This window comes from Streptococcus shenyangsis (genome assembly GCF_006385785.1).
Classification (GTDB): domain Bacteria; phylum Bacillota; class Bacilli; order Lactobacillales; family Streptococcaceae; genus Streptococcus; species Streptococcus shenyangsis.
The window spans coordinates 121038-147367 of the sequence record NZ_VFSH01000004.1; the positions used below are offsets into that span (position 1 = coordinate 121038).

Annotated in this window: 27 protein-coding genes; 8 read left to right on the forward strand and 19 right to left on the reverse strand. The window is 41.2% G+C overall.

The features are described from left to right. Positions 1-78 precede the first annotated feature (78 nt). The 11 genes from FJR77_RS04505 to FJR77_RS04555 form a co-directional block, all read right to left on the reverse strand. Complete coding sequence (locus FJR77_RS04505) at positions 79-387, reverse strand: hypothetical protein (RefSeq protein ID WP_000333264.1); 309 nt, start codon at positions 385-387, stop codon at positions 79-81. Then, positions 380-1021 carry an ABC transporter ATP-binding protein gene (locus FJR77_RS04510; protein ID WP_140833322.1) on the reverse strand — a complete coding sequence of 214 codons (642 nt, stop codon included), beginning with the start codon at positions 1019-1021 and terminating at the stop codon, positions 380-382. Before FJR77_RS04510 ends, FJR77_RS04505 begins: the two co-directional genes overlap by 8 nt. Position 1022: 1 nt before the next feature. Continuing rightward, entirely contained in the window at positions 1023-3053 is a 2031-nt protein-coding gene (locus tag FJR77_RS04515) for a bacteriocin-associated integral membrane family protein (protein WP_181146595.1), read from the reverse strand. Positions 3054-3129: 76 nt separating this feature from the next. Then, on the reverse strand, positions 3130-3426 hold the full coding sequence (locus FJR77_RS04520) for a lactococcin 972 family bacteriocin (protein ID WP_000815396.1): 297 nt from the start codon (positions 3424-3426) through the stop codon (positions 3130-3132). Between the two features lie 446 nt (positions 3427-3872). Beyond that, entirely contained in the window at positions 3873-4784 is a 912-nt protein-coding gene (locus FJR77_RS04525) for a helix-turn-helix domain-containing protein (protein ID WP_140833318.1), read from the reverse strand. Between the two features lie 71 nt (positions 4785-4855). Next, entirely contained in the window at positions 4856-5416 is a 561-nt protein-coding gene (gene rnmV / locus FJR77_RS04530) for a ribonuclease M5 (protein ID WP_140833316.1), read from the reverse strand. Next, a complete protein-coding gene (locus FJR77_RS04535; RefSeq protein WP_140833314.1) occupies positions 5416-6189 on the reverse strand; it encodes a TatD family hydrolase in 774 nt (257 codons plus the stop codon). Before FJR77_RS04535 ends, rnmV begins: the two co-directional genes overlap by 1 nt. 683 nt (positions 6190-6872) lie before the next feature. Beyond that, entirely contained in the window at positions 6873-8837 is a 1965-nt protein-coding gene (locus FJR77_RS04540) for a peptide ABC transporter substrate-binding protein (RefSeq protein WP_140833312.1), read from the reverse strand. 138 nt (positions 8838-8975) lie between these two features. Then, complete coding sequence (rpmH, locus tag FJR77_RS04545) at positions 8976-9110, reverse strand: 50S ribosomal protein L34 (protein WP_000831905.1); 135 nt, start codon at positions 9108-9110, stop codon at positions 8976-8978. A 154-nt stretch (positions 9111-9264) separates the two neighbouring features. Continuing rightward, positions 9265-10479 carry a pyridoxal phosphate-dependent aminotransferase gene (locus FJR77_RS04550; protein ID WP_000666459.1) on the reverse strand — a complete coding sequence of 405 codons (1215 nt, stop codon included), beginning with the start codon at positions 10477-10479 and terminating at the stop codon, positions 9265-9267. Positions 10480-10634: 155 nt separating this feature from the next. Further along, positions 10635-10928, reverse strand: a complete 294-nt coding sequence (locus FJR77_RS04555; protein WP_181146594.1) for a hypothetical protein — start codon at positions 10926-10928, stop codon at positions 10635-10637. A gap of 161 nt (positions 10929-11089) precedes the next feature. Between FJR77_RS04555 and FJR77_RS04560 the strand changes: the two genes are divergently transcribed. Further along, positions 11090-11542 (forward strand): universal stress protein, encoded by a 453-nt coding sequence (locus FJR77_RS04560; RefSeq protein ID WP_024058091.1) that lies wholly within the window; start codon positions 11090-11092, stop codon positions 11540-11542. Positions 11543-11770: 228 nt separating this feature from the next. On the opposite strand, the gene FJR77_RS04570 is transcribed toward FJR77_RS04560, so the two are convergent. Further along, positions 11771-13162 (reverse strand): Cof-type HAD-IIB family hydrolase, encoded by a 1392-nt coding sequence (locus tag FJR77_RS04570; RefSeq protein ID WP_140833310.1) that lies wholly within the window; start codon positions 13160-13162, stop codon positions 11771-11773. A 65-nt stretch (positions 13163-13227) separates the two neighbouring features. On the opposite strand from FJR77_RS04570, the gene FJR77_RS04575 reads away from it, so the two are divergent. Next, positions 13228-14190 carry an asparaginase gene (locus tag FJR77_RS04575; protein ID WP_140833308.1) on the forward strand — a complete coding sequence of 321 codons (963 nt, stop codon included), beginning with the start codon at positions 13228-13230 and terminating at the stop codon, positions 14188-14190. Positions 14191-14242: 52 nt separating this feature from the next. Here the strand turns inward: FJR77_RS04575 and ccpA are convergent, their stop codons facing one another. Further along, positions 14243-15253 carry a catabolite control protein A gene (ccpA, locus tag FJR77_RS04580; RefSeq protein ID WP_001090628.1) on the reverse strand — a complete coding sequence of 337 codons (1011 nt, stop codon included), beginning with the start codon at positions 15251-15253 and terminating at the stop codon, positions 14243-14245. A gap of 237 nt (positions 15254-15490) precedes the next feature. On the opposite strand from ccpA, the gene FJR77_RS04585 reads away from it, so the two are divergent. Then, positions 15491-15808, forward strand: coding sequence for a DUF960 domain-containing protein (locus tag FJR77_RS04585; RefSeq protein WP_000886035.1), 318 nt, complete (start codon positions 15491-15493; stop codon positions 15806-15808). Between the two features lie 6 nt (positions 15809-15814). Beyond that, positions 15815-15997 carry a hypothetical protein gene (locus tag FJR77_RS10145; protein ID WP_181146593.1) on the forward strand — a complete coding sequence of 61 codons (183 nt, stop codon included), beginning with the start codon at positions 15815-15817 and terminating at the stop codon, positions 15995-15997. Positions 15998-16005: 8 nt separating this feature from the next. Here the strand turns inward: FJR77_RS10145 and folK are convergent, their stop codons facing one another. The 6 genes from folK to FJR77_RS04620 form a co-directional block, all read right to left on the reverse strand. Next, positions 16006-16818 carry a 2-amino-4-hydroxy-6-hydroxymethyldihydropteridine diphosphokinase gene (folK, locus tag FJR77_RS04595; RefSeq protein ID WP_140833306.1) on the reverse strand — a complete coding sequence of 271 codons (813 nt, stop codon included), beginning with the start codon at positions 16816-16818 and terminating at the stop codon, positions 16006-16008. 42 nt (positions 16819-16860) lie between these two features. After that, on the reverse strand, positions 16861-17415 hold the full coding sequence (folE, locus tag FJR77_RS04600; protein ID WP_000380916.1) for a GTP cyclohydrolase I FolE: 555 nt from the start codon (positions 17413-17415) through the stop codon (positions 16861-16863). Next, entirely contained in the window at positions 17396-18718 is a 1323-nt protein-coding gene (locus FJR77_RS04605) for a bifunctional folylpolyglutamate synthase/dihydrofolate synthase (RefSeq protein WP_140833304.1), read from the reverse strand. The genes folE and FJR77_RS04605 overlap by 20 nt, the downstream gene beginning before the upstream one ends. A 1-nt stretch (position 18719) precedes the next feature. Further along, positions 18720-19694 carry a dihydropteroate synthase gene (folP, locus tag FJR77_RS04610; RefSeq protein WP_181146592.1) on the reverse strand — a complete coding sequence of 325 codons (975 nt, stop codon included), beginning with the start codon at positions 19692-19694 and terminating at the stop codon, positions 18720-18722. A gap of 89 nt (positions 19695-19783) precedes the next feature. Then, a complete protein-coding gene (locus FJR77_RS04615; RefSeq protein ID WP_181146591.1) occupies positions 19784-20491 on the reverse strand; it encodes a CPBP family intramembrane glutamic endopeptidase in 708 nt (235 codons plus the stop codon). Between the two features lie 57 nt (positions 20492-20548). Continuing rightward, on the reverse strand, positions 20549-21967 hold the full coding sequence (locus FJR77_RS04620; RefSeq protein ID WP_140833300.1) for an NCS2 family permease: 1419 nt from the start codon (positions 21965-21967) through the stop codon (positions 20549-20551). Positions 21968-22156: 189 nt separating this feature from the next. On the opposite strand from FJR77_RS04620, the gene FJR77_RS04625 reads away from it, so the two are divergent. The 4 genes from FJR77_RS04625 to FJR77_RS04640 all read left to right on the forward strand — a co-directional run bounded on the left by FJR77_RS04625 (position 22157) and on the right by FJR77_RS04640 (position 26324). Continuing rightward, a complete protein-coding gene (locus FJR77_RS04625) occupies positions 22157-22969 on the forward strand; it encodes a Cof-type HAD-IIB family hydrolase (protein ID WP_140833298.1) in 813 nt (270 codons plus the stop codon). 221 nt (positions 22970-23190) lie between these two features. Continuing rightward, on the forward strand, positions 23191-24210 hold the full coding sequence (adhP, locus tag FJR77_RS04630) for an alcohol dehydrogenase AdhP (RefSeq protein WP_140833296.1): 1020 nt from the start codon (positions 23191-23193) through the stop codon (positions 24208-24210). 234 nt (positions 24211-24444) lie between these two features. Continuing rightward, the gene (locus FJR77_RS04635; RefSeq protein ID WP_140833294.1) at positions 24445-25434 is read left to right on the forward strand and encodes a PTS sugar transporter subunit IIB; all 990 of its coding nucleotides are present in this window, start codon (positions 24445-24447) and stop codon (positions 25432-25434) included. 77 nt (positions 25435-25511) lie between these two features. Next, positions 25512-26324: a PTS mannose/fructose/sorbose transporter subunit IIC gene (locus FJR77_RS04640; RefSeq protein ID WP_001280331.1), complete on the forward strand. Its 813-nt coding sequence runs from the start codon at positions 25512-25514 to the stop codon at positions 26322-26324. The last annotated feature ends 6 nt before the right edge of the window (positions 26325-26330 follow it).

A 26330-nucleotide genomic window follows, 5' to 3' on the forward strand; every position in this document is an offset into this window, starting at 1 on the left:
TCCCCTTGTATTTTGGGGGTGAAAATCATACCAAAAAACTATCTTTCCTCATGAAGAAAGATAGTCTTGGAAATGGACTTATCGGTTCTCTCGAAACATACGTTCAAAAAAATCAGCTTCTTGATAACTTCGATTTTCAGGTAGGGTCAAATCTACATCCTCCTCCACATCGTCCACTGTCAGTTCAACCGTTTGAGGTAAATTTTTCAAACGATAATGCTTTTGCCTTTGCCCTTCAATGCTAGCAAAATCAAGCAAATAGCCATTTACTCGGATTTGAACCAAAAGGAGATGATTGGTCATATTTTCCATGATGAGAATATCTTCTAAACCACCTCTGGCACTAGGATAATCAGATACCCTGCGAATACGAATTTTTTCACACATGAGCAAGCTCCCTCATATCAATGATTTCATCGGCCTTATTCCAGACTAGGGGATTATGGGTCGCAATGATGATCATTCGATTTTCATCTTTCAAGCCCACCAATAGATTCATAACCTCCTCTGAATTTTCAGGATCTAGAGCTGCTGTTGGTTCATCCGCTAAAATCAAGGGTGGATTTTTCAAAATAGTCTTCGCAAGGGCAACTCGTTGGGCCTCTCCCCCAGATAAAGTATAAATTTTTTGTTCTAGATCCAAATACCCTAGATTAACCTTTTCTAAAGCCTCCACTTGCCTTTCCAAACGTTCTACTTTTGAGATTTTCTGACCAACAAAGCCCAAATCCAAATTCTCTTTGATTGACTGGTTTTCTAAAAGGCCAAAATTTTGAAAGAGATAGCCCATCTGGTCTCGAAAATACTCACGAGTGGGAATGTTTTTTAAATCTTTCCCCTGATAGAGAACCCTTCCACCATCTATCTTTTCTAGCTTTCCTAAGATGTTCAGCAAAGTCGTCTTTCCGCTTCCACTCTTTCCGATTAAGGCATAAACCTTGCCCTTCTCCAGCTTGAGATTTAAACCAGAGAAAATCGCACGGTCATTAAACTTCTTTTCCAATCCTTGAATATCAATCATCTTATTTTCCTTTCAATACTGCCATGCTACCAGCTTCTTCCTTTTTATCCTGCCTTACTAAAATCAAGAGGGCGTTAAGAGTAAATAAAGCTACAACTAGAGCGCTAATCAAGCTATCTCCTGTCAAAACACTAGATAGGATTAGCCCAAGCAAGAGAACTCCTCCTTGCGCCAGTAAGTACTTGCCATGAAGCTCATAGATTGTCATACCAGAAAGACGTCTAATCATGATCTCCCGTCTGAACTGCTCAAAATAGAGAAGATTCATGGAATCAAATAACAAAATAGCCGTAGACAGAGTCAAAACAGTCCCAATAAGGAGAGAGTAAAACTCCATCCGTTTGTCATTTAGTACCTTGGCAAAAAATAGCTGGCTTTTTACCAAGTAAGAGACCTTGTGATATAGTCCTTGATCTTTTAGAGCTGTGATGCTATCTCCATATCGATCTAGTTTCAAGGCACTATTAGCCGTAGTTCCCCACAACATCCCTGCAACAGGTCTTGTTCCAGTCGCTTGTGGCGTGAGAACTACAATAATCGGGTCTTTTAGGTACTGGCGTGTCGTCTTGTACCCATCGTTATAGAGGAAGCGTTCCTGTCCTGTTTCTGTAAAAGCTAGCGTTACCTGTGGGAGGTAGTGTTTCTGACTCGTCACTTCTACACTTTCAGATGAAAAGTTTTGCAGGTAATCTGTAAATAATCCTTGATAGTAGGCAGATTGCTCTCGCAAGCTTTCAGGCAAGATCAGCCCAAACTCTCCCTCAGACAAGTTTTGCATCTTGTCCATAAACTCTGAAGAAACGGTAATCTTTTCTTCTATCAGATAGCGCGGTGAGACATAGATAACATTCCCTGACGGTGTATAGTCACTGAGTCGATTGCCATTTAGATCCACTTCTGCGCCATCTGAGAAATTGTCAACATTGCTCATGATATAAAAAGAGTCTGTATTGGCTAACCGTTCTTCAGTAAATGTCTGCCACTCACGATTGTCCTTACGCATTCCTTCTTCATCGGCAAATGCACTAGACCAACCAAAGGATAGACGGTAACGATCTGAGGACTGGCTCCATTTATCACTAGCTCTCTCCATTTCCTGCATTTCACGGTAGTGGGGTAGGAGAGCAGTCGCACTCGAGCCGACAACCAATACAGCTAAAAGTTGCCCCACCATCATCAATGTCATCATACGTTTGAGAGGGAGTTTCCCTTTCAATAGATCCACCAGGCTATTTTCCTGTAAACCAAGTAGATACACGACACTTAATAAGGTAGATATCCCTACCAAGGCCAATCCATAAAGCAAAAGACCAATGATGACCAGTTGCACTGTTGCCATAAACAAGGCACCTTGATACCAGAGAATCCCCAATCCCAAAAGACTGGATACCAGCATCGAGAAGATAAGCTGTCTCATATCTTCTAACACTGGTCTGAGAGCCACCCCAAACAAGCTCTCACCAGCTATTAAGCGAATCCCTGCTTGACGAAGGGATTTTATCCGATAAATCAGAATCAAACTCATAAAGGTCAGCAGAAAAATAGCTAAACTCAGTAGCACCATAGGGGTGGCCGCCAATAGTAAGACTATCGAAAATGGATCTTCTCCACTCGAAACAAAGCCTTGATAGCCAAGTTCTTTCAAGGTGGTCTGTAAGCTCACTCCATCCAAACTTCCTGACACAATCAAGTAAGACCCTAATAAATCACTCGTTTCTGCACTCTCCTTGGAGGAAATGGTCAGACCTTCTGGAAGCTCTCCCTGACCGTAAGTGGCATAGGTAAAGCGTGTTTCTCCAGCTTCATTTGGCTCAACAATCCGACGGGCGATGAGACTATTATGCTCTACTGCCAAGTGACTCAAAGCCTCTGTCACCTCTTCGCGACTAGCTACTGGTTGATTTATTACCATTCCTGTCACATCAACAGAGAGATAGTTACCAAATAAAATCTCTTCTCGATGGTCAACGGAAGTTATCAGCATATAAAGCGATACCAATACCATTGAAATCAAAATAAATAAACGTTTCATCATTTCCTCCAAAAAGTTACTTGGTTACTTAGTGAGAAGGTGATCAAGTAAAGCTAAACAATAGGGCTATACCATTCTAAACATTATAGTAGAATGCAACTTTCTCTCCCCAAGAAGTACGAATCCATGCACGAGAAGTCCCTCCAGCACCAGCATATCCCTTATCAGATGAACCAGTTTTTCTACTAACAACTGTTGAGCTATGATATTCTGAAGAGTGATAGTAGTTTGAGTAAGCACCTCCGTCACCTGAACCATACGTCCAGACACCACCATCTGGATACTTAACCGCGGCCGATACTACTGCTACACTTCCACCTAATGTTGCTGCAATGCTCGCTACAAGGGCTAATTTTTTAACTGTTTGTTTCATATTGATACTCCTTTATTTTTTATTTTATCATAAATATTTATTATATATTGTCCATTTTCTATTCAAGTAAAACTAAGTCATGGATCATAGACCTTTTCAAAGCAACACCTCATGGCATCCTCTCCTTATTTTTCTAATTTAGTCTATCAAATTATATTTATTATATATTATGAATAAATTTTTGAGACTAAGTAGACATAACTAAATTTTATTTAAACCACCAAGTAACTAAATAAAATAAACTAAAAAAGTTCATACTGTAATCTCCTTTCACGTTTTAATTAATTATAAATTATTCTTAAATAAACTCAAAGGACATCAATGTCCTTAAAATATAAGCATTTCATGTCATTTTTAGCTTATATATAAAAAAACAGCCCTAAAGACGAACTTTAGAACTGTTTCAAGATCAGAACAAGGACATTTTTGTCACTGCTTCACTATGTTTATAAATATTTTTTTAAATCTTCTTGCCATTGTTTCTCCAACATAGTAACTAAATAAGAATTTTCTATTATATCAGCAAATAGCTTCGATTTCTGATAGAACTGTTCGGCAGAGACATAATCATTTTTTATTATTAGGGATAATTTCCACTCCAACATTAATATAATTGGTTTCTTCTGAAAATCTTGTGTTTTTTCCATTATGTGATTAAGGCTAAAGATATAGGTTTCTAGTGAATCATAAGTCGATAAATTATCCAAACAGGCAAGACCCGAAAACAAAGTATTACTTAAAGCAAACAGATATTCTGGTGAAATTAATTCCACATGATTTGCCAAACGAACTAAAAACGAATGAATTCTTTCAATTTCTGAAATCTGACTTTGACCTTGTTTTATCTTTGTAAGCACTATAGCAAAATATAAGTTGATAACTTCTAATTCATTTATCAAAAACAATTCCTTATCATAAATTGTTTTAAAATAATCGTCCAGTACGGTTTCCCCGTATTCTGATCGTCCGCTTCGAATAACATCTATCGTTGCTCTAGTAGCTTCGAACCATACTTTTTCCTCACTAGGAAGTTGCTCATAAAACAAGTTCTCTATCTCTTCCAAACACGCTTCTTTCTTATCGTATTCCTCTTCTTTACCATAGATTGGTTCACGTAAAATCTGGTATTTCAATTCTAAATAAGCAGAAGGAAGAGCTGAAAAATCCGGCATAAGGCTATAAGCTGGAACTCCTAACCGACGAGCAATATAGTCTAACTTCGGCAAACTCGGTTGCGAAGCTCCACTTTCAATTCGCGACAGTTGACGAACTGTCAGTTCTTGCTCATCTCCACAAAAATCTGGACGACTAATTCCTTTTTCTATCCGAATCTCTTTAATTTTTTGACCAATTAACATCAGACGTCTCCTCTTCTACCTGCTTCGAAAAATACTGTGAAACTTAAAAAATTGTAACGTTCACATCTTTCCTACTCATAACTTTTCATAGCTTCTTCCACTTCTGCTAAAGTAACCCCAAACAACTCTAAGCGTTTGAGGAGTTGCTTGCCGTTAGAATAGCCGATTCGGAGAGCCTCTCCTAGATATTCTCTTCGCTTACGGCTGTCTGCTCCCGCTAGAAAGCCAAGGTGAATCAAGTCGCTACGACTGATGTCAAACTGACTCTCATGTTCAAATTGTTCTGTAACCTGAGCTAGAGCCGTTTTCAGGTCTTCATAGCTGGCATGCTCAATTCCCAGGGAACGGCCCTTGGTCTTGGACTTGGGAACAGCTTCATCTCGTTTGAGGAAGGCATGCTGAACTGTTGGAATGGCCGTCATAATCATGCGACGAATCCGCTCCCCATTAAAATCTGGGTCTGTAAAGACAATGACCCCATGACGCTGGTGCAGGCGCTGAATTCGCTCTAGATCCTGCTCATTAATGGCAGAACCTCTAGTCTCATAGGTCTCTACATCGAAATAACGTTTGAGATTGGCCGTATCATCGCGACCTTCGACCACGATGACTTGTGAAATTTTCTCTTTCATTACTTACTGTCCAATCCAAAAATGCGCTCTGCATTTGCAGTCGTTGCTACTGCTAGCTCTTCTGCCGTCATGCCACGCAAGTCAGCGATAAAGTCCACTACATAGCGAGTATAGGCTGTTTTGTTTTCGCGACCACGCTTGGGTACAGGTGCTAAGTAAGGCGCATCCGTTTCCACCAAAATCTTGTCCAAAGGAAGTTCTCTAGCAGCCTCTTGGATATCGGTTGCCTTCTTGAAAGTCACTACTCCTGAAAAGGAAATTTTCATGCCAAGCTCGACAAACTTCTCTGCCCATTCAAGAGTTCCTGAGAAAGAATGCATGATACCACCTCGAGGGCCAACTCCCTCGCTCTTGATAATATCATAGGTATCTTCCAGCGCATCACGGGTATGGACAACAAAAGGTAAATTCAAGTCCTTAGATAACTGAATCTGACGACGAAAAACCTGCTCCTGCACTTCCTTAGGCGATGTCATCCAATGATAATCTAAGCCAATTTCACCTAGAGCCACAACCTTGGGATGCTTGAGCTTGTCAAGCAAGTAGGCTTCAATCTCCTCTGTGTAAGTACCAGCTTCTGTAGGATGCCAACCAATAGTCGCGTAAAGTTGCTCATACTCGTCTACCAACTCCAAGGCACGCTCAATCGTCGGTTTATCAAAACCCACAATATTCATCTGCGTAACCCCCATCTCAGCAGCCAAGGCAATTTCTTCTGCCTCACGACCTGCAAATTCTTCTACATTCAAGTGTGTATGTGTATCAAAAATCATCTCTTCTAACCTCGTTTTCTATCTTCTATTATAGCAAAAAAACTGACCTCTCTCCTCATCTGAAAAAAATATTCTAAAACCCATCATCATCTCTTGATGCTCTTTTTTCAAAGCAATATAATAGCACTTATTGAATTTTTCAACAAAGTAAATGACCATGTTTACAAAATTAAAATAGCCCCTCATAGATCGTCCTCCTAAGTCCTTAACCGAAGGCTAGGGGAGACTGCTGGGAAAACTCCGATACTGGGCATCTTGTCAAGCGGCGCTCTGTCCTCCATCGCCTATGGGCCTTAGCAAGTAGTCCTAATATCCCAGTTTATCTCTAATAAACCTTGGCAGAATATCCTGCACAATCAGATGAGTCTCAAACTCAAATACGTTCGTCGTTGGCACCAAGACGTCGTTGTCGCTAGCTACTCCTATCACTTAAAAGAATAAAGAAAAGGCCCTACCAGAACCAATAAGCATCTGGTAAGGCCTTTTTCTGAAACAAGTCACTATGCTTATACTCAATGAAAATCAAAGAGCAAACTAGAAGCTAGCCACAGGCTGCTCAAAGCACTGCTTTGAGGTTGTAGATGAAACTGACGAAGTCAGTAACCATATATACGGTAAGGCAACGCTGACGTGGTTTGAAGAGATTTTCGAAGAGTATTAACTGAAAAGCATGACTAGGAATATCATTGAATGTGATTTGCTAAATCTTCCTGAGCTTTTTTATTTGACTCAGCTTTTTCTTTTAGCCATTTTTCATAGAGTTCTTGGTACTGTTTAGCAGTTACTGGCTCTTTTTGCAATTCAACATATTTATAGTTGTCTGCATTTCCCTTATGACCAACGAATGAGAATGGACCTGTAAACGGTACAGTCTTACGGAAAATTGGGTTGGCTCCGCCACTTTGAACTGGTAGGAAGAGGGCACTATCTGTCAACCAAGCTTGGGCTTCAGCGTATTTTTCATAACGAGCTTGAGTATCTGTGATTTCAGCATCAGCCTGATCCAAGAGTTTCTTGTAGTCAGAAAGACCAATCTTGTCCTTAATTTCCTTGTCTTTTCCTTCAGTCAAGCCCATGTTTTTCAACTGAGAACCTGTCTCTGGATCAAGGATGGCTAGGTAAGTCTTCGGATCTGAGTAGTCTCCACCCCATCCTGAGATGTCGATATCGTAATCTTTTTGTTCTGCTGTATCTGCAAAGTAGGTTGCCTGATCTTTTTCATCTGGAGAAAGTTGGATAACATCGATGACAACATTATCCTTACCAAGAGTGGCTTCTACTGTTTGCTTGAGAGAGCCAGCCTGTTGCACATCTAGCTTAGCAGTCTGGTCAACTGGCATATCCAAATGAATTGGGAAGGTTACTCCCTGAGCTTGAAGACTTTCTTTAGCCTTAGCAAATTTCTCTTTGGCCTTGTCAGGGTTCAAGAAGGCTTGCTTACCATCGTTTAGGTTGATATTTGCCCAATCTTTACCGTAGTTGACAATTTTTTCATTGACAATATCACCGAAGTTCTTATCGCCAACTTGGACAAAGTTACTTGGTGTAATCGTGTTACGTAAGATACGGTCTGCTCCATCTTCACCATTTGTCTGTGCTGCATAAGCATGACGGTCAAAGGCAAAGTTGATAGCCTGACGGAAATCCTTATTTTGCATAGCTGCGCGTGAATCTGTCTTTTCCTTATCAGACTGTTTCATAGTCTGCTTGTAGCTTTGACGATTCACATTGAAAAGATAATAGAAAGTAACTGAATTTTGCGGTGTATAGGTAATCTTGTCCTCATTTCCCTTCTTAAGCTCAGAAAAGACTGAACTTGTTGGGAAGATACGGCCATCAGTATAGTTACCATCCAAGAAACCTCTTGCAATGCTGTCTTGGTCAGAACCGTCAAAGAAAGAAAGTTTCACTTTCTCGATTTTAACATTGTCCTTATCCCAGTAATTAGGGTTTTTATCAAGTTCAATCAAAGATTTTGATGTGAATGATTTAAATAAGTAAGGACCATTTGACAAGATACTTGATGGTGTCACACTTCCAAAGTCATCTCCCTTAGACTTCAAGAAAGCTTCGTTTACCGGACTAAGAATACTTGCTGTTGTTTTAGAGTTCCAATAAGTCTCAGGCTGGTTGAGAGTGTATTGTAGCGTGTAATCATCCACCGCCTTAACACCAACAGTTCCAAAATCAGATGATTGCCCTTCAACATAGTCTGCTAACCCTTTAATAGAGTCTTGTACCAAGTACAAGTTTTCAGCCTTTTTATCCGCCGCATACTTAAGACCAGTCACAAAATCATGAGCTGTTACATCCGCATACTCTTCTCCTTCAGAAGTGTACCATTTGGCCCCCTGACGGATCTTATAAGTGTAGGTCAAACCATCTTTTGATACAGTCCATGACTCAGCCATAGACGGGATGAGATTGCCGTACTGGTCATTTTCCAACAAACCATCAATCAAGTTGGTTGTGATACTAGATGTAGAATCTCGTGTAGAGGTAATATAATCCAAGGTATCTGGGTTATTAACAAAGATATAAGAGTAAGTCTTGTCTGTATTACTTGATTGGGAAGACCCACATGCCGCTAGAGCTAGACCTGCTGTCAAAGCCATAGCTCCAAAAAGCATAACTTTTGATTTCTTCATGATTATTCTCCATTTTTTACAGTATGTGAAATATTATACACCATTTGAGCAAAAATATAAAGTATTTTGAGCTTTTTTTACAAAAATAAAAATCAGTAGACTCGAGTTCCTACTGATTTTTGATATGGTTCGTTTGGATTATGCAGCCAAAACTTTGCGTCCTTTACGACGACGAGCTGCCAATACGCGACGACCGTTTTTAGTTGACATACGGTTACGGAATCCGTGTTTGCGCGCACGACGAAGTTTACTTGGTTGATAAGTACGTTTCACGATGAATACCTCCTCATAGATTTTGTATTCGTTTAGCCGGCTATAAAGTGATCAGTTACTAAACATACTTTACTATTCTATCTGATTCTTTTACTTTTGTCAATAGCTCTAGGCAAATGTTTCCAGCTTTTTAACGCTTTTTCTGATGTAAGCCCTATCTACGATACTGTTTCAAGAAACGAGTCATCTTTTCTTGGATTTGGGCTAACTCATCAACACGAGGAAGGTAAACGATGCGGAAGTGGTCTGGTTCCTTCCAGTTAAAGCCTCGACCATGAACCAAGAGAACCTTTTCCTGCTTCAAGAAATCAAGGACAAACTGCTCATCATCATCAATACGGTACATATTTCGGTCGATTTTAGGGAAGATATAGAGTCCGGCCTTGGGTTTAACAGCAGACAAACCTGGGATTTCTTGAATGGCATTGTAGATGAAGTTTCTTTGCTCATATATTCGTCCACCTGGAAGAAGCAATTCATCGACTGATTGGTGGCCACCCAAGGAAGTTTGTACGACTTGTTGGGCCAAAACGTTAGAGCAAAGGCGCATATTGGACAACATATTGAGCCCTTCGATATAGCCTTTAACGTGTGTCTTAGGACCAGACAAGACCATCCAACCCACACGAAAACCAGCGATACGGTGCGATTTTGACAGACCATTCATGCTGACACAGAAGACATCTGGTGCCAAGCTCGCCACAGGCGTATGCACATGCCCATCCATGACCATGCGGTCATAGATTTCATCCGCAAAGATAATCAAATCATTTTGACGGGCAATCTCAATAATCTCCAACAAGAGTTCCTTAGGATAAAGGGCTCCAGTTGGATTATTTGGATTGATAAGGACGATTGCCTTGGTATTGGAAGTGATTTTTGACTTGATATCGTCAATATCTGGGTACCATTCGGCAGCTTCATCACAGATATAGTGAACGGCATTTCCTCCAGCTAGACTTACAGCCGCTGTCCAGAGAGGATAGTCTGGCATTGGGACTAAGACCTCGTCTCCATTGTCCAACAGTCCCTGCATGGACATGACAATCAGTTCACTGACACCATTTCCAAGGTAAATATCATCAATATCTACGTTTGGGAATTTCTTCAATTGGCAATACTGCATGATGGCCTTACGGGCTGAGAAAATCCCTTTGGAGTCAGAATATCCTTCACTATCACGCGCATTCATAATCAAGTCATGAATGACCTCGTCTGGCGCTGTAAAACCAAATTCTGCTGGATTTCCTGTATTCAGACGTAAAATCTTTTCTCCATTTGCTCGCATTCGCATGGCTTCTTCCAAAACAGGACCACGGATATCATAAGCAACATGCTCTAACTTACTAGACTTGTTATATTCTTTCATCTTGTTTCCTCAATTCATCGAGATAGTAACATTATACCACTAGAAAGAGAATGCGACAAGTTTACTGAAATGTGTTACTAAAATCCTACAGAAGAAAAACCTCACTAAAAGTGAGGCCAAGACAGGGGAGATAGCAGGTATTTGCGAAAGACACATCACATACCAAAAGATAAACCTAGAAAAAGCAAGCCTAAAAAGGAGTCATAAAGAAGATTGAACATGAGGAAAAGTCCCCATATCATCAAGTAATCCCAACGCCCACTTCTTTTAGCGACTAGGAATAAGATTAGATGGTAGAGTACATGAAAGACTAAAAAGCCGATAAAACCTGGATAAAGAAGCGGTACCAGTCTCTCTAATTGCCAGACCATGATAACTTCTACCAAGACTGAAACTAGGATAATTCCATAATAAAGGAAATTTGATGTTTGAAAAGAGCTTTTCATCATTATCCCTCCCTTCACTTGTTTCCTGCTATCCTTTCTTTTATTTTATCATATATTTATATAGATTTTAAGCGCTAATATTCTTTTGAAAAATACTTTTTTTGCTTTACTTCTATAGTGAAAAGGTTTACAATTATAGTAAGAAAATTTCAGGAGGTTTCATTATGGCACAACGTTACCAAAATATCATGGTCGCAATCGATGGTTCTAAAGAAGCGGACTTGGCTTTTGTCAAGGGAGTTCATTCTGCTCTACGAAACGACGCTAAACTGACCATCGCACATGTCATTGACACACGCGCACTCCAAAGCGTATCCACCTTTGATGCTGAAGTTTACGAAGAACTCCAAGTCGACGCTGAAAGTCTGATGAAAGAGTACGAAAAACGTGCAAGAGATGCTGGTGTGGCAGATGTTCATATCGTCATTGAAATGGGAAATCCAAAAACCCTCTTGGCACGTACTATTCCGGATGCTGAGGAAGTGGATCTCATCCTCGTTGGCGCAACTGGTCTCAACGCCTTTGAACGCCTCTTGGTCGGCTCTTCATCTGAATACATTCTCCGCCATGCTAAGGTCGATTTGCTGGTTGTGAGAGAACAAGAAAAAACATTATAATCACGAAGAAAAGGAGCCAAAAGCTCCTTTTTGTTTACTATTTATACTCTTCGAAAATCAAATTCAAACCACGTCAACATCGCCTTGCCGTATATATGTTACTGACTTCGTCAGTTTCATCTGCAACCTCAAAACAGTGTTTTGAGCTGACTTCGTCAGTTCTATCTACAACCTCAAAGCAGTGCTTTGAGCAGCCTGCGGCTAGTTTCCTAGTTTGCTATTTGATTTTCATTGAGTATTATTTCTCTCTTTATGGCGTTCGTAAGCCTTGAGCTGGCGCTGCAGTTCCTTTTTAATAGCAAGTTCTGGAGCATATTTTTCTTCCCAATCATCTGGCTTTAAGATTTTATGGGTTACTGGATCAAAATGAGCCTTGCCATCTGGAAAAATTTTCCCCATATTGGCCTGATGGACGATATCAAAAATACGTTCTGGGTCAACCCCCATCAAAACAAAACTACCGTAGGTGAAATAAAGCGTGTCAATCAAGGCATCCACCTGACCTATCAAATCTTGCTGGGCAGGCGTCTTCTTAGCTACTTTATCTGCTGCCTTATCAAGAGCTTGATGAAGTTGTGATAGAGCTTGACCAAAATCCTCTTCAGAAGGACTAGCAGCTCGAACAAACTCCACCAATTCTTCTATTTTAAAGCCAGCCCTGTGGGTAGCACCTTCTAAATCCCAAGCTCGAGGTTCTTCTTGAGTTCGTTCATCCATCATGTGGTGAAAGGTCTTGACCTTATTGAAATGATAGTCACGGCTGACAAAGACTTTTTCTGATGCCAGAACACCAAAATGTTCCAAGGCCTTGTGGATTCCGTCTTGCTGATTACTGGTTGTGATGTGCTTGGCAACTTCCTTGACACTGCTACTACCATTTCCCATAGCGACCGACATACCGACACCAGCCAGCATTTCCAGGTCGTTATCCGAGTCACCAAAGGCCATGACTTGGTTGAGATCAAAACCATATTCTTTCCCAACTCGTCGAATGCCTTCCAATTTAGAGTTTCCTTGATTGATGACATCCGCAGCAAAAGGATTGCTACGTGTCAATTTCAAGTCTTCAAAATCAGCTGCCGCCTTCTCAGATTCTTCTGGCGTCATCAGCATCAAAACTTGGTAGATAGGCTGATTCATCAGATGAAGCAGGTCTTCTTCCTTTTGGGGAACAACCTTGCTGACCATACGATTAAAGGAATGACTCACCGTCCGAGTTAAGACAGAGGGAACGAAGCGACTGATTCGTTGAGAAAAAGAACCCAGACCAAAGGACATGATTTTAGAACCCAACATGGCATCCTTGGTCCCTAGGGCAATCTCCTTGCCCTCTTTTTTAGCATAAGTAATTAGATGACGCAAATGTAACTTGGAAATTGGGCTCGTGAACAAGACTCTTTCTTTATTAAAGATATACTGGCCATTGTAGGTTACCGCAAAGTCCAAATCCAAATCGTCCATCAATTCCTTAACAAAAAAAGGTCCTCGACCTGTCGCTACTCCGACAAGCACCCCTTGTTCTTTGACAATTTTAATCGCGTCCTTAGTGGATTTCAAAACACTCTTACGATCGTTGACCAAGGTTCCATCGATATCAAAAAAAACAGCTTTGACTTCCATCCTATCCCAATCTCCCCTTTTGTGATACAATGATTATACCACATTTCAGAAAGAGTGAGTAAATCATGCCTAAGAAAATCCTTGTTTTACATACGGGTGGAACTATTTCCATGCAGGCCGATGCTTCTGGCGCTGTTGTGACGAGTTCGGATAATCCCATGAACCATGTGTCCAACCCACTTGAAGGAATCCAAGTCCACGCCTTAGACTTTTTTAACCTGCCAAGCCCCCATATCAAACCCAAGCATATGCTGGCTCTCTACCAGAAAATTAAAGAGGAAGCTGCTAACTACGATGGAGTGGTGATCACACACGGAACCGATACTCTAGAGGAAACAGCCTATTTCCTTGATACCATGGAAGTTCCCCATATGCCTATCGTTCTAACAGGTGCCATGCGCAGCTCCAACGAACTCGGCAGCGACGGTGTTTATAATTATCTGAGCGCTTTACGAGTAGCTAGCGATGACAGAGCCGCTGACAAAGGGGTTTTGGTCGTTATGAACGATGAAATCCATGCTGCCAAGTATGTTACCAAAACACATACGACCAATGTCAGTACCTTCCAGACCCCAACACATGGCCCCCTCGGTCTGATTATGAAACAGGAAATCCTCTACTTCAAAACAGCTGAACCTCGTGTTCGCTTTGACCTTGATCACATACAAGGCTTGGTCCCTATCATCTCGGCTTATGCTGGTATGACAGATGAGCTGATTGATATGCTGGATTTGAAACAATTGAACGGTTTGATTATCCAAGCCTTCGGAGCTGGTAATATTCCCAAAGAAACGGCTCAAAAATTAGAAAGCCTTCTGCAGAGAGGAATCCCAGTCGCCCTAGTTTCACGATGCTTTAACGGTATAGCGGAACCTGTTTATGCCTACCAAGGTGGAGGCGTGCAGTTGCAAAAAGCAGGTGTCTTTTTTGTTAAAGAACTTAACGCCCAAAAAGCTCGCTTGAAACTCCTCATCGCCCTCAATGCTGGACTAACAGGACAGAATTTGAAAGACTATATGGAAGGATAAGTCTCTTCTCCAGAAAGCAAAATCAGGAAATCTTCACGATTCCCTGATTTTTCTATTTACGTTTTCGTGTTGAACGACGTTCTGTCAAACCATGAGGTAAGAGAACTTCACGTTCTTCCAACTCTTCCTTGTGCATAATCTTAGTCAACATACGCATGCTAATAGCACCAAGGTCATAAAGAGGTTGGGCGATAGTTGTCAAGTTTGGACGGGTAAAGCGAGAGACTTGTGAATCGTCACTAGTAATGATTTCAAACTCTTCTGGTACTGACACACCCTTATCAGCAAGGCCGTTCAAAACACCTGCTGCCAACTCATCACCTGTTACAACTGCTGCAGTTGCATTTGATGAAATCAAGCGTTCTGCCAAGGCATAACCGTCTTCATAAGTGTATTTAGATTCAAATACCAATCCTTCGCTATAAGAAATACCTGCTTTTTTCAAGGCTTCCTTGTAGCCAACCAAACGAACCTTACCATTGATGTCATCCACTAGTGGACCGCTAACGAAAGCAATGCGCTCATTTTCTTTAGCAAGATAGGTCACTGCATCAATCGTAGCTTGTTTGTAATCAATATTAACACTTGGAAGTTGATGTTCTACATCCACTGTCCCTGCAAGAACAACTGGTGTTCGAGAACGAGAAAACTCTGAACGAATTTTTTCAGTCAAGTGATACCCCATAAAGATGATACCATCCACTTGCTTAGAAAACAGTGTATTGACAACCGAAACTTCCTTGTCATCATCCTCATCACTATTGGCAAGGACAATGTTGTACTTGTACATTTCAGCGATATCATCAATCCCTTTAGCAAGCGTTGAGAAATAGCCATTGGTAATATTCGGAATCACGACACCAACAGTGGTTGTCTTTTTACTTGCAAGACCACGCGCCACTGCATTTGGACGATAATCCAAACGGTCAATCACCTCAAGCACTTTTTTTCTAGTATTCTCTTTTACATTCTTATTGCCATTGACTACACGGCTAACTGTCGCCATTGAAACTCCTGCTTCACGGGCGACATCATAAATCGTTACTGTATCGTCTGTATTCATTCCATTTCCTTTCTATATCATACCTCACGAGACTCCAAAAAAGAGACGGTATGAAAATTTCGTTTTCATGATTCTACTTATTCCATTTTATCACTATTTGTAAACACTTTCAAGCATTTTTTGAAGATTGTTTGAAAAAAATTTCATAGAAAACTATGTTTATGAAGAAAAAATCACCTTTTCTTGATTTTTAATCCTATTTGCTGTATGATAAGGAAAAAGAAAGGAGGCAAAGATATGGCTTTTACCAATACCCACATGCGGTCGGCTAGTTTTGGCATTGTTACCAGCTTGCCTGATGATGTCATTGACTCTTTTTGGTATATTATTGACCACTTCTTAAAAAATGTCTTTGAATTGGAAGAAGAACTCGAGTTTCAATTGCTCAATAACCAAGGAAAAATCACCTTCCACTTTTCAAGTCAACACCTCCCTACAGCCATTGATTTTGACTTTAACCATCCTTTCGACCCTCTTTATCCGCCCAGAGTACTGGTTTTAGATATGGACGGTAGAGAAACTATCCTCCTCCCAGAAGAAAATGACCTATTTTAATACTTAATGAAAATCAAAGAGCAAACTAGGAAGCTAGCCGCAGGTTGCTCAAAACACTGTTTTGAGGTTGCAGATAGAACTGACGAAGTCAGTAACCATACCTACAGCAAGGCGACGCTGACGTGGTTTGAAGAGATTTTCGAAGAGTATAAAAACTCTAGCCTTCAGTTGCAAGCGACTGAAAACTAGAGTTTTTTCTATTTTTTCAAAGCATTATACAAGTTACGGATAGGTTGCTTTAATGTAGGATGAATAAAATGAGGTGCAATTTCTTGAAGAGATTCAAGGACAAAAAGGCGTTCCGCTATATAAGGATGAGGCAAAATAAGGTCATCTGTATAAAGGACCTGATCCTCCACAAAAAGCAAATCCAAATCAATTAAACGAGGCCCCCAATGTACTTCTCTCACCCGTCCCATCTCTGACTCAATGGCTAACAAGGTCTCTAATAGAACTGGGGCCGGCAACCAGGTTTCAACCTCAACCACTTGATTAACAAAGCTATCTTGATCCACACCACCCCAAGGCTCCGTCGTTAAGACACTAGACTCTTTAAGAATATGGATACGACGAGCTCGCATGTTCTCAATGGCTTGCTTCAAGTTTGCTTGTTTATCTCCCATATTGCTTCCTAGGGCAATAAAGGCTCGTTTCTTGCGGCGATGAATTGTTACGGAGCAAGTATCTAGTGGCAAATGAACTGGCGCCCAAGGTTTTTTCAGTTCCAGCTTCATTTCTTGGACAAGAGGATAAGCCTCAAAAGTACGTTCTAGCAGTTTATAGGCTACCGTTTCAATCAAATCCTCAGTGGTTTCCTGAAACCAAGTCGTCCACTGCTGACACAGTTCCCCATAATGGACAGAGGCCGTTAAATCCAAGTCTGTAGCCGCCTTGGTCATATCATAGGATAGGATTGCTGAAACGACAAACTTCTGCCCCAATTCCTTTTCACTAGGAAAAAGACCATGATAGGCAAAAATTTCCAAATCTTTAATCTGCAGTTGATCCATAATGATTCCTTTCTAGAAAAATCCGCTTGAAGCGGACTCTTTTTATAGTCCCATTAGACGATAAGCCTGATCTCGGAGGTCCTTATCTGTTTCAAATAGACCACGAGCTACTGTCGTCAACGTTGCTGTACCTGGTTTTCTGACACCACGCATACTCATACACATATGCTCCGCCTCAATGACAACAAAGGCTCCTTTAGCACCTAGATAGTCCATCAAGGCATCGGCCACTTCGATATTCAACCGTTCTTGAATTTGCGGCTTTTTAGAATAAACTTCAACCGTACGGGCTAGCTTAGACAAACCTGCCACACGGCCATCTGGAATGTAGGCAATATGCGCTCTCCCATAAAATGGCAAGAAGTGGTGCTCACACATGGTATGGAAAAAAATATCCTTTTCTACCACCATGTTATCGTCGATAATCTCAAAGGATTTTGACAAATGTTCCTCCGCTGTTTGACCAAGACCTGAAAAAATCTCTTGGTACATACGAGCTACACGAGCAGGTGTTTCCTGCAAGCCCTCGCGGTTAGCGTCCTCTCCTACAGCCTCGATAATCATTTTTACAGCTGCTTCAATCTTTTGTGTATCCATTTTTATTCTTCCTCTCCATCAGATAGGCTCTCACTTGGCTCAAAAAATACAAGGAACCCGTGACAATCCTAACTGTTTTTTTCTCTTCTTTTTTATCTGTCAATTTCTGCTCTAGAAAATCCTGCCAACTTTGGTAGTTGAGATTTCTAGATTTGCTTGCCTCTTTCAGCACGCTTTCATCAGTCGCCCGACTATCTTCAAAATGTGTTAGAGTAAGCTCGGTATCTGGGATTTCCTCCAGCAAGTCCAACATATCCTCCAAGGCCTTGGTTTTGATACAAGTAAAGAGGATTTCCTTACGATAATCCGCAAAGCGTTCTTGCAAGGTTGCCAATAAAGTCTTGATAGCATGGGGATTATGGGCCCCATCCAAAATCATCAAGGGGTCTCTAGACACGATTTCCAAACGCCCCGGCCAACTTGTTTCTTCCAAGGCCTGAGCAAGCAAGTCATTACTTGCTAGTTCTCGACCATCCTCTTGACAAAATGTATCAAGTAGAGCTATGGCCATCCCAGCATTCTCTATCTGGTGCAAACCAAGCAAACCTGTTTGGAGACAACCTTGTCTGAGAGAACTAGTATAATTAAAGACTTCCCCTGTCACCACACTTTCTTGATGACCAACCTGATAATCTACCCCGTAGGCAAGTCTCGGCGCAGCTTTCCCTTCCGCAATGCGGTCAATCACAGCCAAGGCTTCTGGAGCGATACGACCTGTCACCAAGGGAACTCTTCGTTTTATAATACCAGCTTTCTGCTCTGCTATAGCTTCCAATGTATCCCCAAGTAGGGCTACATGGTCCAGTCCAATGGTCGTGATACCTGTTAAAATGGGCTGGCAAACATTAGTACTATCCAAAAGTCCACCCATACCCACTTCCATGATGGCCACATCTACTTGCTCGGAGGCAAAGTAGTCATAGGCTATGGCTGTGATAATCTCAAACTCGGTTGTTCCCTGCAAATTGGCAGTCGCTTCCCCCTCCAGCAAAGACTGATAGTCTACCATGAGAGCTTCTAGTCTCGCTTCTGGGATAGATTCCCCATTGATGCTAATCTGGTCTGTGTAATGAATGAGATAGGGCGAGCTGAACACCCCAACTCTCAGCCCTAGCTTTTCTAGCATATTTTTCAAAAAAGCAATGGTCGAACCCTTGCCATTGGTCCCTCCGATATGGATAACCTTGAGTTTGAGATGGGGATTGCCACGCAAAGCTAATAGTTCCACCATGCGTTCCAAGCCAAAATGCGGTTGGTTCGTCCGGTAGTTGGCAATCCACTGATTGTTTTCAATTTCTTTCATCTTATTTATATTGTTTTAAATCTAGATTTTCCGCTTCATCAGCAAGACGAATGGCGGAGGCAATTTCAACTGCCATCCTGTGACTAGCTACGTCATGCACGCGCACCACTTCTACACCCTGTCTTGCAGCGATACTAGTTACATGAGCCGAAGCCGTATCTCGATTGCGGAAACCGAGCTCTGTCTCGGGATTGACCTCAAAACCACTTTCTTCAAGGATATTGATGACAAATCGCTTGCGCGACACTCCAAGAAAGATTGGATAGCCCTTCTGATGTAGTTTATCCAGGTCCCGTAAAAGAAGCAAATTTTCTTTCTTGGTCAGACCAAAGCCGATTCCCGGATCCAACAGGATATTTTCTTGTGCAATCCTAGCTTGATTGGCTCTCGCTAGTGCTCGTTCAAAGAAATTCTCCAGCAACTCTTCGATTGTCATTTTTTCAAAGTCAGCTAACTCTTCCTCTGTAAAAGCTTGATTAAATCCAAAATGAGGAAATATGAGCGAGCTAGGATGCTGAGGTCGAGCCATAACTGGATTAAACATGATGACCACTTTCGCTCCAGCCTTAGCTACAACATGGGCCATTTTTTCATCACCCATGAGACCAGTGATATCATTGACTAGATTGGCACCAGCAGCCAAAGCAGCTTCTGCTACCTGACTCTTCCAAGTATCAATAGAGATGAGGACATCACTTTCCTTGCGAATAGCTTTGATCACTGGAACAACACGCTGGATTTCCTCTTCTATCTCAACATAGCTACTTCCCGGCCGAGTCGATTCTCCGCCGATATCGAGCATACTAGCCCCTTCTGCTATCAATTTACGAGCCTGCTGGAGTGCCTGCTCAAGAGCAAAAAATTGACCACCGTCCGAAAAGGAGTCTGGGGTTACATTAATAATTCCGCAAATAGATGTCTTTGAATGATTGGCTTTACTTGACATATTGGTCACTCCCTCAAGGCTTTTCATCATATTATTTCTCTATTTTACCATAAAAAGAAAAAGATGGACACGATTGCATTCATCTTTTTCCCAATAGAAACAAGCAATTGTCAAAAATCTTAAATAGAAATCCCTAATGTCCGACTCATGATCACCACAAGAGCCAACAAACAGAAAGCAACCCCATTAACAATCATGTGAAGCAAGATAGACATTTCCAAACGTTGGGTCTTGTAAGCCGTCCAAGATAGAACGATTGACATACCTCCATAAATCAATAAAGAAGGTAAATTACTTGGTTGATGCAATAAAGCAAACACAATCGTACCAACCACAAATCCCAAGTTCTCCTTGCCTCGGAAAATCTTTTTAGGAACAATCCCACGGCACAAGATTTCCTCACAAATCGGGGCAAGCAAGGCCAGCAAGAAGAAGCTAGAAATCAGAGAACTATTCTGAACCATATCGTTAATCTGAGACTGGTTAGCTGTTGTCGTCTCATTTGACAGTTGCAACAAGATAGAACCAAGTATATTTGAACAGATAATGACTAAATAACTTAATCCCAATCGTGCTAGATCCTTAGCTCTAAAAAAAGAAAAATTAAAACTTGCTAACTGCGTTTTACGAGCTCCAAAAATAAATAGTGCCAACACTACAATCGAAATACCAGCAACTATCAGTCCTGACTGTAACAGTGGTACTGCATTTAAAGTTAAAATAGCAGTAACCCCTAAAGGAATCTGATATAAAATTGTCGCTAGCAAGAAGACCAAAAGCCATCCTGCACGATTCAACAATTCTTTCCACATACTTTTCTCTTCCATCATTCATCTCCTAGACTTTGTATTAAAAAAAGGGGGAAATCCCCCTGGGTAATTCTATTATAGGGCCATGCTGATATAGTTAAGGATAAACAAGGCATCCAAAATCCAAATCATTACATGAACATCTTTAGCTTGACCTTTAACAATTTTAGTCAAAGTGTAAGTCAAGAAACCAACTGCAATCCCTTGAGTGATAGAGTAGCTGAATCCCATAAAGATAGATGTGAAGAAAGCAGGAACCGCTTCAGACATATCATCCCAATGAATATTTTTCAAGCTACCAAGCATCATAATCCCAACAATAATCAAGATTGGAGCTGTGGCAGATGAAGGTACGATAGCGAGAAGTGGGCTAAAGAAACTTGAAATCGCGAAACAGATAGCTACAACCAAGGCTGTCAAACCAGTACGTCCACCTGCACCGATACCAGCTGCAGATTCAACATAAGTCGTTACGTTTGAAGTACCTGCGATGGCACCAATTGAAGTACCAATCAAGTCTGAATAAAGAGCCTTGTCTAACTTATCTGATTGGTGATTTTCACCGTTTGTCGCTACGATACCAACTTTTTCACCTGTACCAATCAAGGTACCAATTGTGTCAAAAATATCTGTCAATGAGAAGGCAAGAATAGCCATAAGGGTTTCAGGCAAGCGAGCTGTATCTGAAATCAAAGCTCCCATCCCTTCTGAACCAAGAGCTGCACCAAAGACTGTCTTCAAATCTTCAAAAGCTGCACCAACATGGTTATTAGCAAAATCAATACTAGACAAATCAACCAAACCAACCGCAATAGCAAGAACAGTTGTTGTCAAGATAGAGAGAATAATTCCCCCTTTAATCCCTTTGATAACAAAGAAGATGGTAATGGCAAGTCCTGCAAGTGCCACCAAAACAGCTGGATTATTAAAGTCAACCAATCCTGGAACTGCTGAAGAGTTCGCTGCAATCGTTGCTTGGGCTTTGTCAGCCCCTTCTCCTACAACAGTATAGTTGCCTGGATCAATCGTAAATTTCAAAAGTCCAGCATTCTTAATCCCTACATAGGCAAGAAAGACACCGATACCCGCTGAAATAGCTGAACGAAGGGCATTGGGAATCGATTCAATGATCATTTTACGAACATTTGTCAAGGTAATAATCAATGAAATAATCCCACAGATGAAGACCATAGCCAAGGCTTCTTGCCAAGAATAACCAAGTCCAAATACGACTGTAAAAGTAAAGAAAGCATTCAGCCCCATACCTGGAGCTTGGGCATATGGCAAGTTAGCGTAGAAAGCCATCATCAAGGTACCAGCAACGGCACCGATAATCGTCGCTAGGAAGACACCCTGAGCAGGCATCCCTGTTTGCGAAAGCATTTGTGGGTTTACAAAGAGAATATAGCTCATTGCAAAGAAAGTTGTTAAACCAGCGAGAACCTCTGTACGAACGTCTGTACCGTTCTCTTTTAGTTTAAATAATTTGTCCATCATCAATCTCCTTTTAATTTTTACGAACAATAATAGAATTATATCATTTATCATTCACTTTTTCAATATCTTTGTTTGATTTATTTAAGAATTTGATGCAATTCCATTTTTCGTTTGGAATCTGCTTTTCTGCCTGCTTTTTGTTATAATAGAAGACATCTTATCTGGAAAGACACTAGAAAGGTTTATATGACGAAGAAAATTATTGCAGTTGACCTGGATGGAACCCTGCTCAACTCAGACAGTCAGATTTCTGACTTTACCAAAGAAACAATTAAAAAAGTTGCTGAAAAAGGGCATCAGGTTATTATTACGACAGGTCGCCCTTACCGCATGTCAAAAGATTTCTACCGTGAACTAGGCTTAGACACTCCTATGATTAATTTCAACGGCTCCCTCACTCATTTACCAGACCAAGTTTGGAACTTTGAAAAGTGTTTGACTGTAGACAAAAAATATCTTTTAGATATGGTTCAACGTTCAGAAGACATTCAAGCCGATTTTATCGCTGGAGAATATCGTAAAAAATTCTACATTACAAATCCCAATGAAGAAATTGCCAATCCCAAACTATTTGGTGTAGAAGCTTTCCAGCCTGAAAATCAATTCCAGCCTGAATTGGTGACCAAGGACCCTAATTGTATTCTGTTGCAGACCAGAGCCAGTGACAAATATGCCTTGGCAAAAGAAATGAACGCCTTCTACCAGTATCAACTTTCTATTAATACCTGGGGTGGACCTCTCAATATCCTTGAATGTACCCCAAAAGGTGTCAATAAGGCTTTTGCTTTGGACTACTTGCTCAAGGTAATGAACCGTGATAAAAAGGATTTGATTGCCTTTGGAGATGAACACAATGATACCGAAATGCTAGCTTTTGCTGGGAAGGGCTATGCCATGAAAAATGCCAATCCAGACCTACTCCCTTATGCGGATGAGCAAATCGCCCTGACCAATGACCAAGATGGAGTCGCCAAAACCCTGCAAGATTTATTCTTATAGTCCATTCTGACCAGCTTGCGAACTGGTCTTTGTGCTCTTTTCACAGTCTCATCAACCAGTTAATCGATTGTTCTATTTTCACCTCCAAAACCTTGGAAAAGGCTTTCTTTTGTGATATAATTCACATATAAATACAAGAGAGCTCGTCACACTCGACTCTGTTGAAAAAATCAATCCAGTCCCGTTGTCCCTGTTCTCGGCCAATATCAAGGAGGATAGCTATGAAAGCTGTTGTTGTAAATCCAGAAAGCACTGGTGTTGCTATTGAAGAAAAAGTACTCCGTCCACTTGAAACTGGGGAAGCACTTGTAGAAATTGAATACTGTGGTGTTTGCCACACTGACCTCCATGTTGCCCATGGTGACTTCGGTCAGGTGCCGGGGCGTGTCCTAGGACATGAAGGTGTTGGTATCGTTAAAGAAATTGCGCCAGATGTTAAAAGTCTTAAAGTTGGTGACCGCGTCAGCGTTGCTTGGTTCTTTGAAGGATGTGGTACTTGTGAATACTGTACAACTGGTCGCGAAACCCTTTGCCGTACAGTAAAAAATGCTGGTTACTCAGTAGACGGTGGTATGGCTGAACAGTGTATTGTAACTGCAGACTATGCTGTCAAAGTTCCTGACGGACTTGATCCAGCCCAAGCTTCTTCTATCACATGTGCTGGTGTAACAACCTATAAAGCTATTAAAGAAGCAAAAGTTGAACCAGGCCAATGGGTTGTTCTATATGGTGCTGGTGGACTTGGTAATCTCGCTGTTCAATATGCTAAAAAAGTTTTCAACGCTCATGTTGTCGCAGTTGATATCAACAATGATAAACTTACCCTTGCAAAAGAAGTGGGTGCGGACATTGTTATTAACGGCCTCGAAGTTGAAGATGTACCAGGCCTAATCAAAGAAAAAACAGATGGAGGAGCCCACTCAGCTGTTGTAACTGCTGTATCTAAAGTTGCCTTCAATCAGGCTGTTGACTCAGTTCGTGCTGGTGGTCGTGTCGTCGCTGTCGGTCTTCCTTCTGAAATGATGGAACTCAGCATTGTTAAAACTGTTCTAGATGGAATCCAAGTTATCGGTTCTCTTGTTGGAACTCGTAAAGACTTGGAGGAAGCCTTCCAATTCGGTGCAGAAGGTTTGGTAGCCCCAGTTGTCCAAAAACGTCCAGTAGAAGACGCTGTAGCAATTTTCGACGAAATGGAAAAAGGTCAAATCCAAGGACGTATGGTACTCGACTTCACCCACTAATTTAATAAAAATCTTTTTTAAAAGTTGGAATGCGCTTCCAACTTTTTTATATTAAATTTTTAAATAAGGATTCAAAAAACTCCTCCAAAACTTAATATATCAACACTTTTAAAGAAAGCCTTTTTATTTTTTTATGCTAAATAGTTGATTTTTATATGAAAACGGTTTATACTTATCTAGTCTTAAAGTTTTCTTAAATGAAAACTGAAAAAACAAAAAGGAGGAATGACAATAATGAGTATCGGAATCATTATTGCGAGCCACGGCGAATTTGCTGCGGGTATTCATCAGTCAGGATCTATGATCTTTGGTGAACAAGAAAAGGTTCAAGTTGTAACCTTTATGCCAAATGAAGGTCCTGATGATCTATACGCTAAGCTTAATAACGCTGTTGCTGCATTTGACGCAGAAGATGAGGTTCTAGTTTTGGCTGACCTTTGGAGTGGATCTCCATTCAACCAAGCTAGCCGCGTGATGGGAGAAAATCCTGATCGTAAGTTTGCCATCATCACAGGACTAAACTTACCGATGTTAATTCAAGCCTATACAGAGCGCCTCATGGACGCAACTGCAGGTGTAGAAAAAGTCGCTGCGAATATTATTAAAGAAGCCAAAGATGGCATCAAAGCTCTTCCAGAAGAGTTAAATCCAGTTGAAGAAGTTGCAAGTGCTGCAGCTGCTCCAGTTGCCCAAGCTGCTATCCCAGAAGGAACTGTTATCGGTGACGGTAAACTGAAAATCAATCTTGCCCGTCTAGACACTCGTCTGCTTCACGGTCAGGTTGCAACTGCTTGGACTCCAGATTCAAAAGCAGACCGTATCATCGTTGCTTCAGATAACGTTGCCAACGACGACCTTCGTAAAGAATTAATTAAACAAGCAGCTCCTAACGGAGTAAGAGCCAATGTTGTACCAATCCAAAAATTGATTGAGGTTTCAAAAGATCCACGTTTTGGAGAAACACATGCCCTTATCTTGTTTGAAACACCTCAAGATGCCCTTCGTGCAATTGAAGGGGGCGTGCCAATCAAGACTCTTAACGTAGGTTCTATGGCTCACTCAACAGGTAAAACAATGATTAACAACGTTTTGTCTATGGATAAAGACGACGTTGCAACATTTGAAAAAATGCGTGACCTCGGTGTTGAATTTGACGTACGTAAAGTACCAAACGACACTAAAAAAGATTTGTTTGACTTAATCAGTAAAGCTAACGTTCAATAATTTAAATCAAACTCTATCGAAACATTCGAAGAAAGATTTTACACTTTAATATAATTTAATAGAAAAGGAATAAAACCATGTCAGATATTTCAATTATTTCTGCTGTCTTGGTTGTAGTTGTTGCCTTCCTTGCAGGTCTTGAAGGTATCCTCGACCAATTCCAATTCCATCAACCAATCGTCGCATGTACCCTTATCGGTCTTGTAACAGGTAACCTCGAAGCAGGGGTTATGCTTGGTGGATCACTTCAAATGATCGCCCTTGGTTGGGCAAACATCGGAGCTGCCGTAGCTCCTGATGCTGCTCTTGCATCTGTTGCTGCAGCAATCATCTTGATTAAAGGTGGCAACTTTACTACTGAAGGTATCGCCGTTGCAACAGCAACAGCTATCCCTCTTGCCGTAGCTGGACTTTTCTTGACTATGATTGTTCGTACAATCTCAGTTGGTTTGGTTCACACTGCAGATGCTGCTGCTAAAGAAGGAAATATTGCGGCTGTTGAGCGTGCTCACTTTATCGCACTTCTTCTTCAAGGTCTTCGTATTGCTATCCCTGCTGCCTTCCTTATCGCTATCCCTGCTTCTGCCGTTCAAGATGCTCTTAAATTGATGCCAGACTGGTTGAACGGTGGTATGGCTGTCGGTGGTGCTATGGTCGTTGCCGTTGGTTACGCTATGGTTATCAACATGATGGCAACTCGTGAAGTATGGCCATTCTTCGCAATCGGTTTTGCTTTTGCTGCCATTTCTCAACTGACTTTGATTGCCCTTGGTGTAGTCGGTGTTGCCCTTGCCTTCATCTACCTTAACCTTTCAAAACAAGGTGGTAACGGTGGCGGAGGAGCTGCAACTTCTAACGACCCAATCGGTGATATCCTAGAAGACTACTAGAAAGGG

Bases quoted from the DNA above. Each gene is read 5' to 3' on its own strand.
- FJR77_RS04505 (WP_000333264.1), bottom strand. From the start codon at position 387: ATGTGTGAAAAAATTCGTATTCGCAGGGTATCTGATTATCCTAGTGCC.
- FJR77_RS04510 (WP_140833322.1), bottom strand. From the start codon at position 1,021: ATGATTGATATTCAAGGATTGGAAAAGAAGTTTAATGACCGTGCGATT.
- FJR77_RS04515 (WP_181146595.1), bottom strand. From the start codon at position 3,053: ATGAAACGTTTATTTATTTTGATTTCAATGGTATTGGTATCGCTTTAT.
- FJR77_RS04520 (WP_000815396.1), bottom strand. From the start codon at position 3,426: ATGAAACAAACAGTTAAAAAATTAGCCCTTGTAGCGAGCATTGCAGCA.
- FJR77_RS04525 (WP_140833318.1), bottom strand. From the start codon at position 4,784: ATGTTAATTGGTCAAAAAATTAAAGAGATTCGGATAGAAAAAGGAATT.
- rnmV (WP_140833316.1), bottom strand. From the start codon at position 5,416: ATGAAAGAGAAAATTTCACAAGTCATCGTGGTCGAAGGTCGCGATGAT.
- FJR77_RS04535 (WP_140833314.1), bottom strand. From the start codon at position 6,189: ATGATTTTTGATACACATACACACTTGAATGTAGAAGAATTTGCAGGT.
- FJR77_RS04540 (WP_140833312.1), bottom strand. From the start codon at position 8,837: ATGAAGAAATCAAAAGTTATGCTTTTTGGAGCTATGGCTTTGACAGCA.
- FJR77_RS04550 (WP_000666459.1), bottom strand. From the start codon at position 10,479: ATGAAAGAATATAACAAGTCTAGTAAGTTAGAGCATGTTGCTTATGAT.
- FJR77_RS04555 (WP_181146594.1), bottom strand. From the start codon at position 10,928: ATGATGAAAAGCTCTTTTCAAACATCAAATTTCCTTTATTATGGAATT.
- FJR77_RS04560 (WP_024058091.1), top strand. From the start codon at position 11,090: ATGGCACAACGTTACCAAAATATCATGGTCGCAATCGATGGTTCTAAA.
- FJR77_RS04570 (WP_140833310.1), bottom strand. From the start codon at position 13,162: ATGGAAGTCAAAGCTGTTTTTTTTGATATCGATGGAACCTTGGTCAAC.
- FJR77_RS04575 (WP_140833308.1), top strand. From the start codon at position 13,228: ATGCCTAAGAAAATCCTTGTTTTACATACGGGTGGAACTATTTCCATG.
- ccpA (WP_001090628.1), bottom strand. From the start codon at position 15,253: ATGAATACAGACGATACAGTAACGATTTATGATGTCGCCCGTGAAGCA.
- FJR77_RS04585 (WP_000886035.1), top strand. From the start codon at position 15,491: ATGGCTTTTACCAATACCCACATGCGGTCGGCTAGTTTTGGCATTGTT.
- FJR77_RS10145 (WP_181146593.1), top strand. From the start codon at position 15,815: ATGAAAATCAAAGAGCAAACTAGGAAGCTAGCCGCAGGTTGCTCAAAA.
- folK (WP_140833306.1), bottom strand. From the start codon at position 16,818: ATGGATCAACTGCAGATTAAAGATTTGGAAATTTTTGCCTATCATGGT.
- folE (WP_000380916.1), bottom strand. From the start codon at position 17,415: ATGGATACACAAAAGATTGAAGCAGCTGTAAAAATGATTATCGAGGCT.
- FJR77_RS04605 (WP_140833304.1), bottom strand. From the start codon at position 18,718: ATGAAAGAAATTGAAAACAATCAGTGGATTGCCAACTACCGGACGAAC.
- folP (WP_181146592.1), bottom strand. From the start codon at position 19,694: ATGATGAAAAGCCTTGAGGGAGTGACCAATATGTCAAGTAAAGCCAAT.
- FJR77_RS04615 (WP_181146591.1), bottom strand. From the start codon at position 20,491: ATGGAAGAGAAAAGTATGTGGAAAGAATTGTTGAATCGTGCAGGATGG.
- FJR77_RS04620 (WP_140833300.1), bottom strand. From the start codon at position 21,967: ATGGACAAATTATTTAAACTAAAAGAGAACGGTACAGACGTTCGTACA.
- FJR77_RS04625 (WP_140833298.1), top strand. From the start codon at position 22,157: ATGACGAAGAAAATTATTGCAGTTGACCTGGATGGAACCCTGCTCAAC.
- adhP (WP_140833296.1), top strand. From the start codon at position 23,191: ATGAAAGCTGTTGTTGTAAATCCAGAAAGCACTGGTGTTGCTATTGAA.
- FJR77_RS04635 (WP_140833294.1), top strand. From the start codon at position 24,445: ATGAGTATCGGAATCATTATTGCGAGCCACGGCGAATTTGCTGCGGGT.
- FJR77_RS04640 (WP_001280331.1), top strand. From the start codon at position 25,512: ATGTCAGATATTTCAATTATTTCTGCTGTCTTGGTTGTAGTTGTTGCC.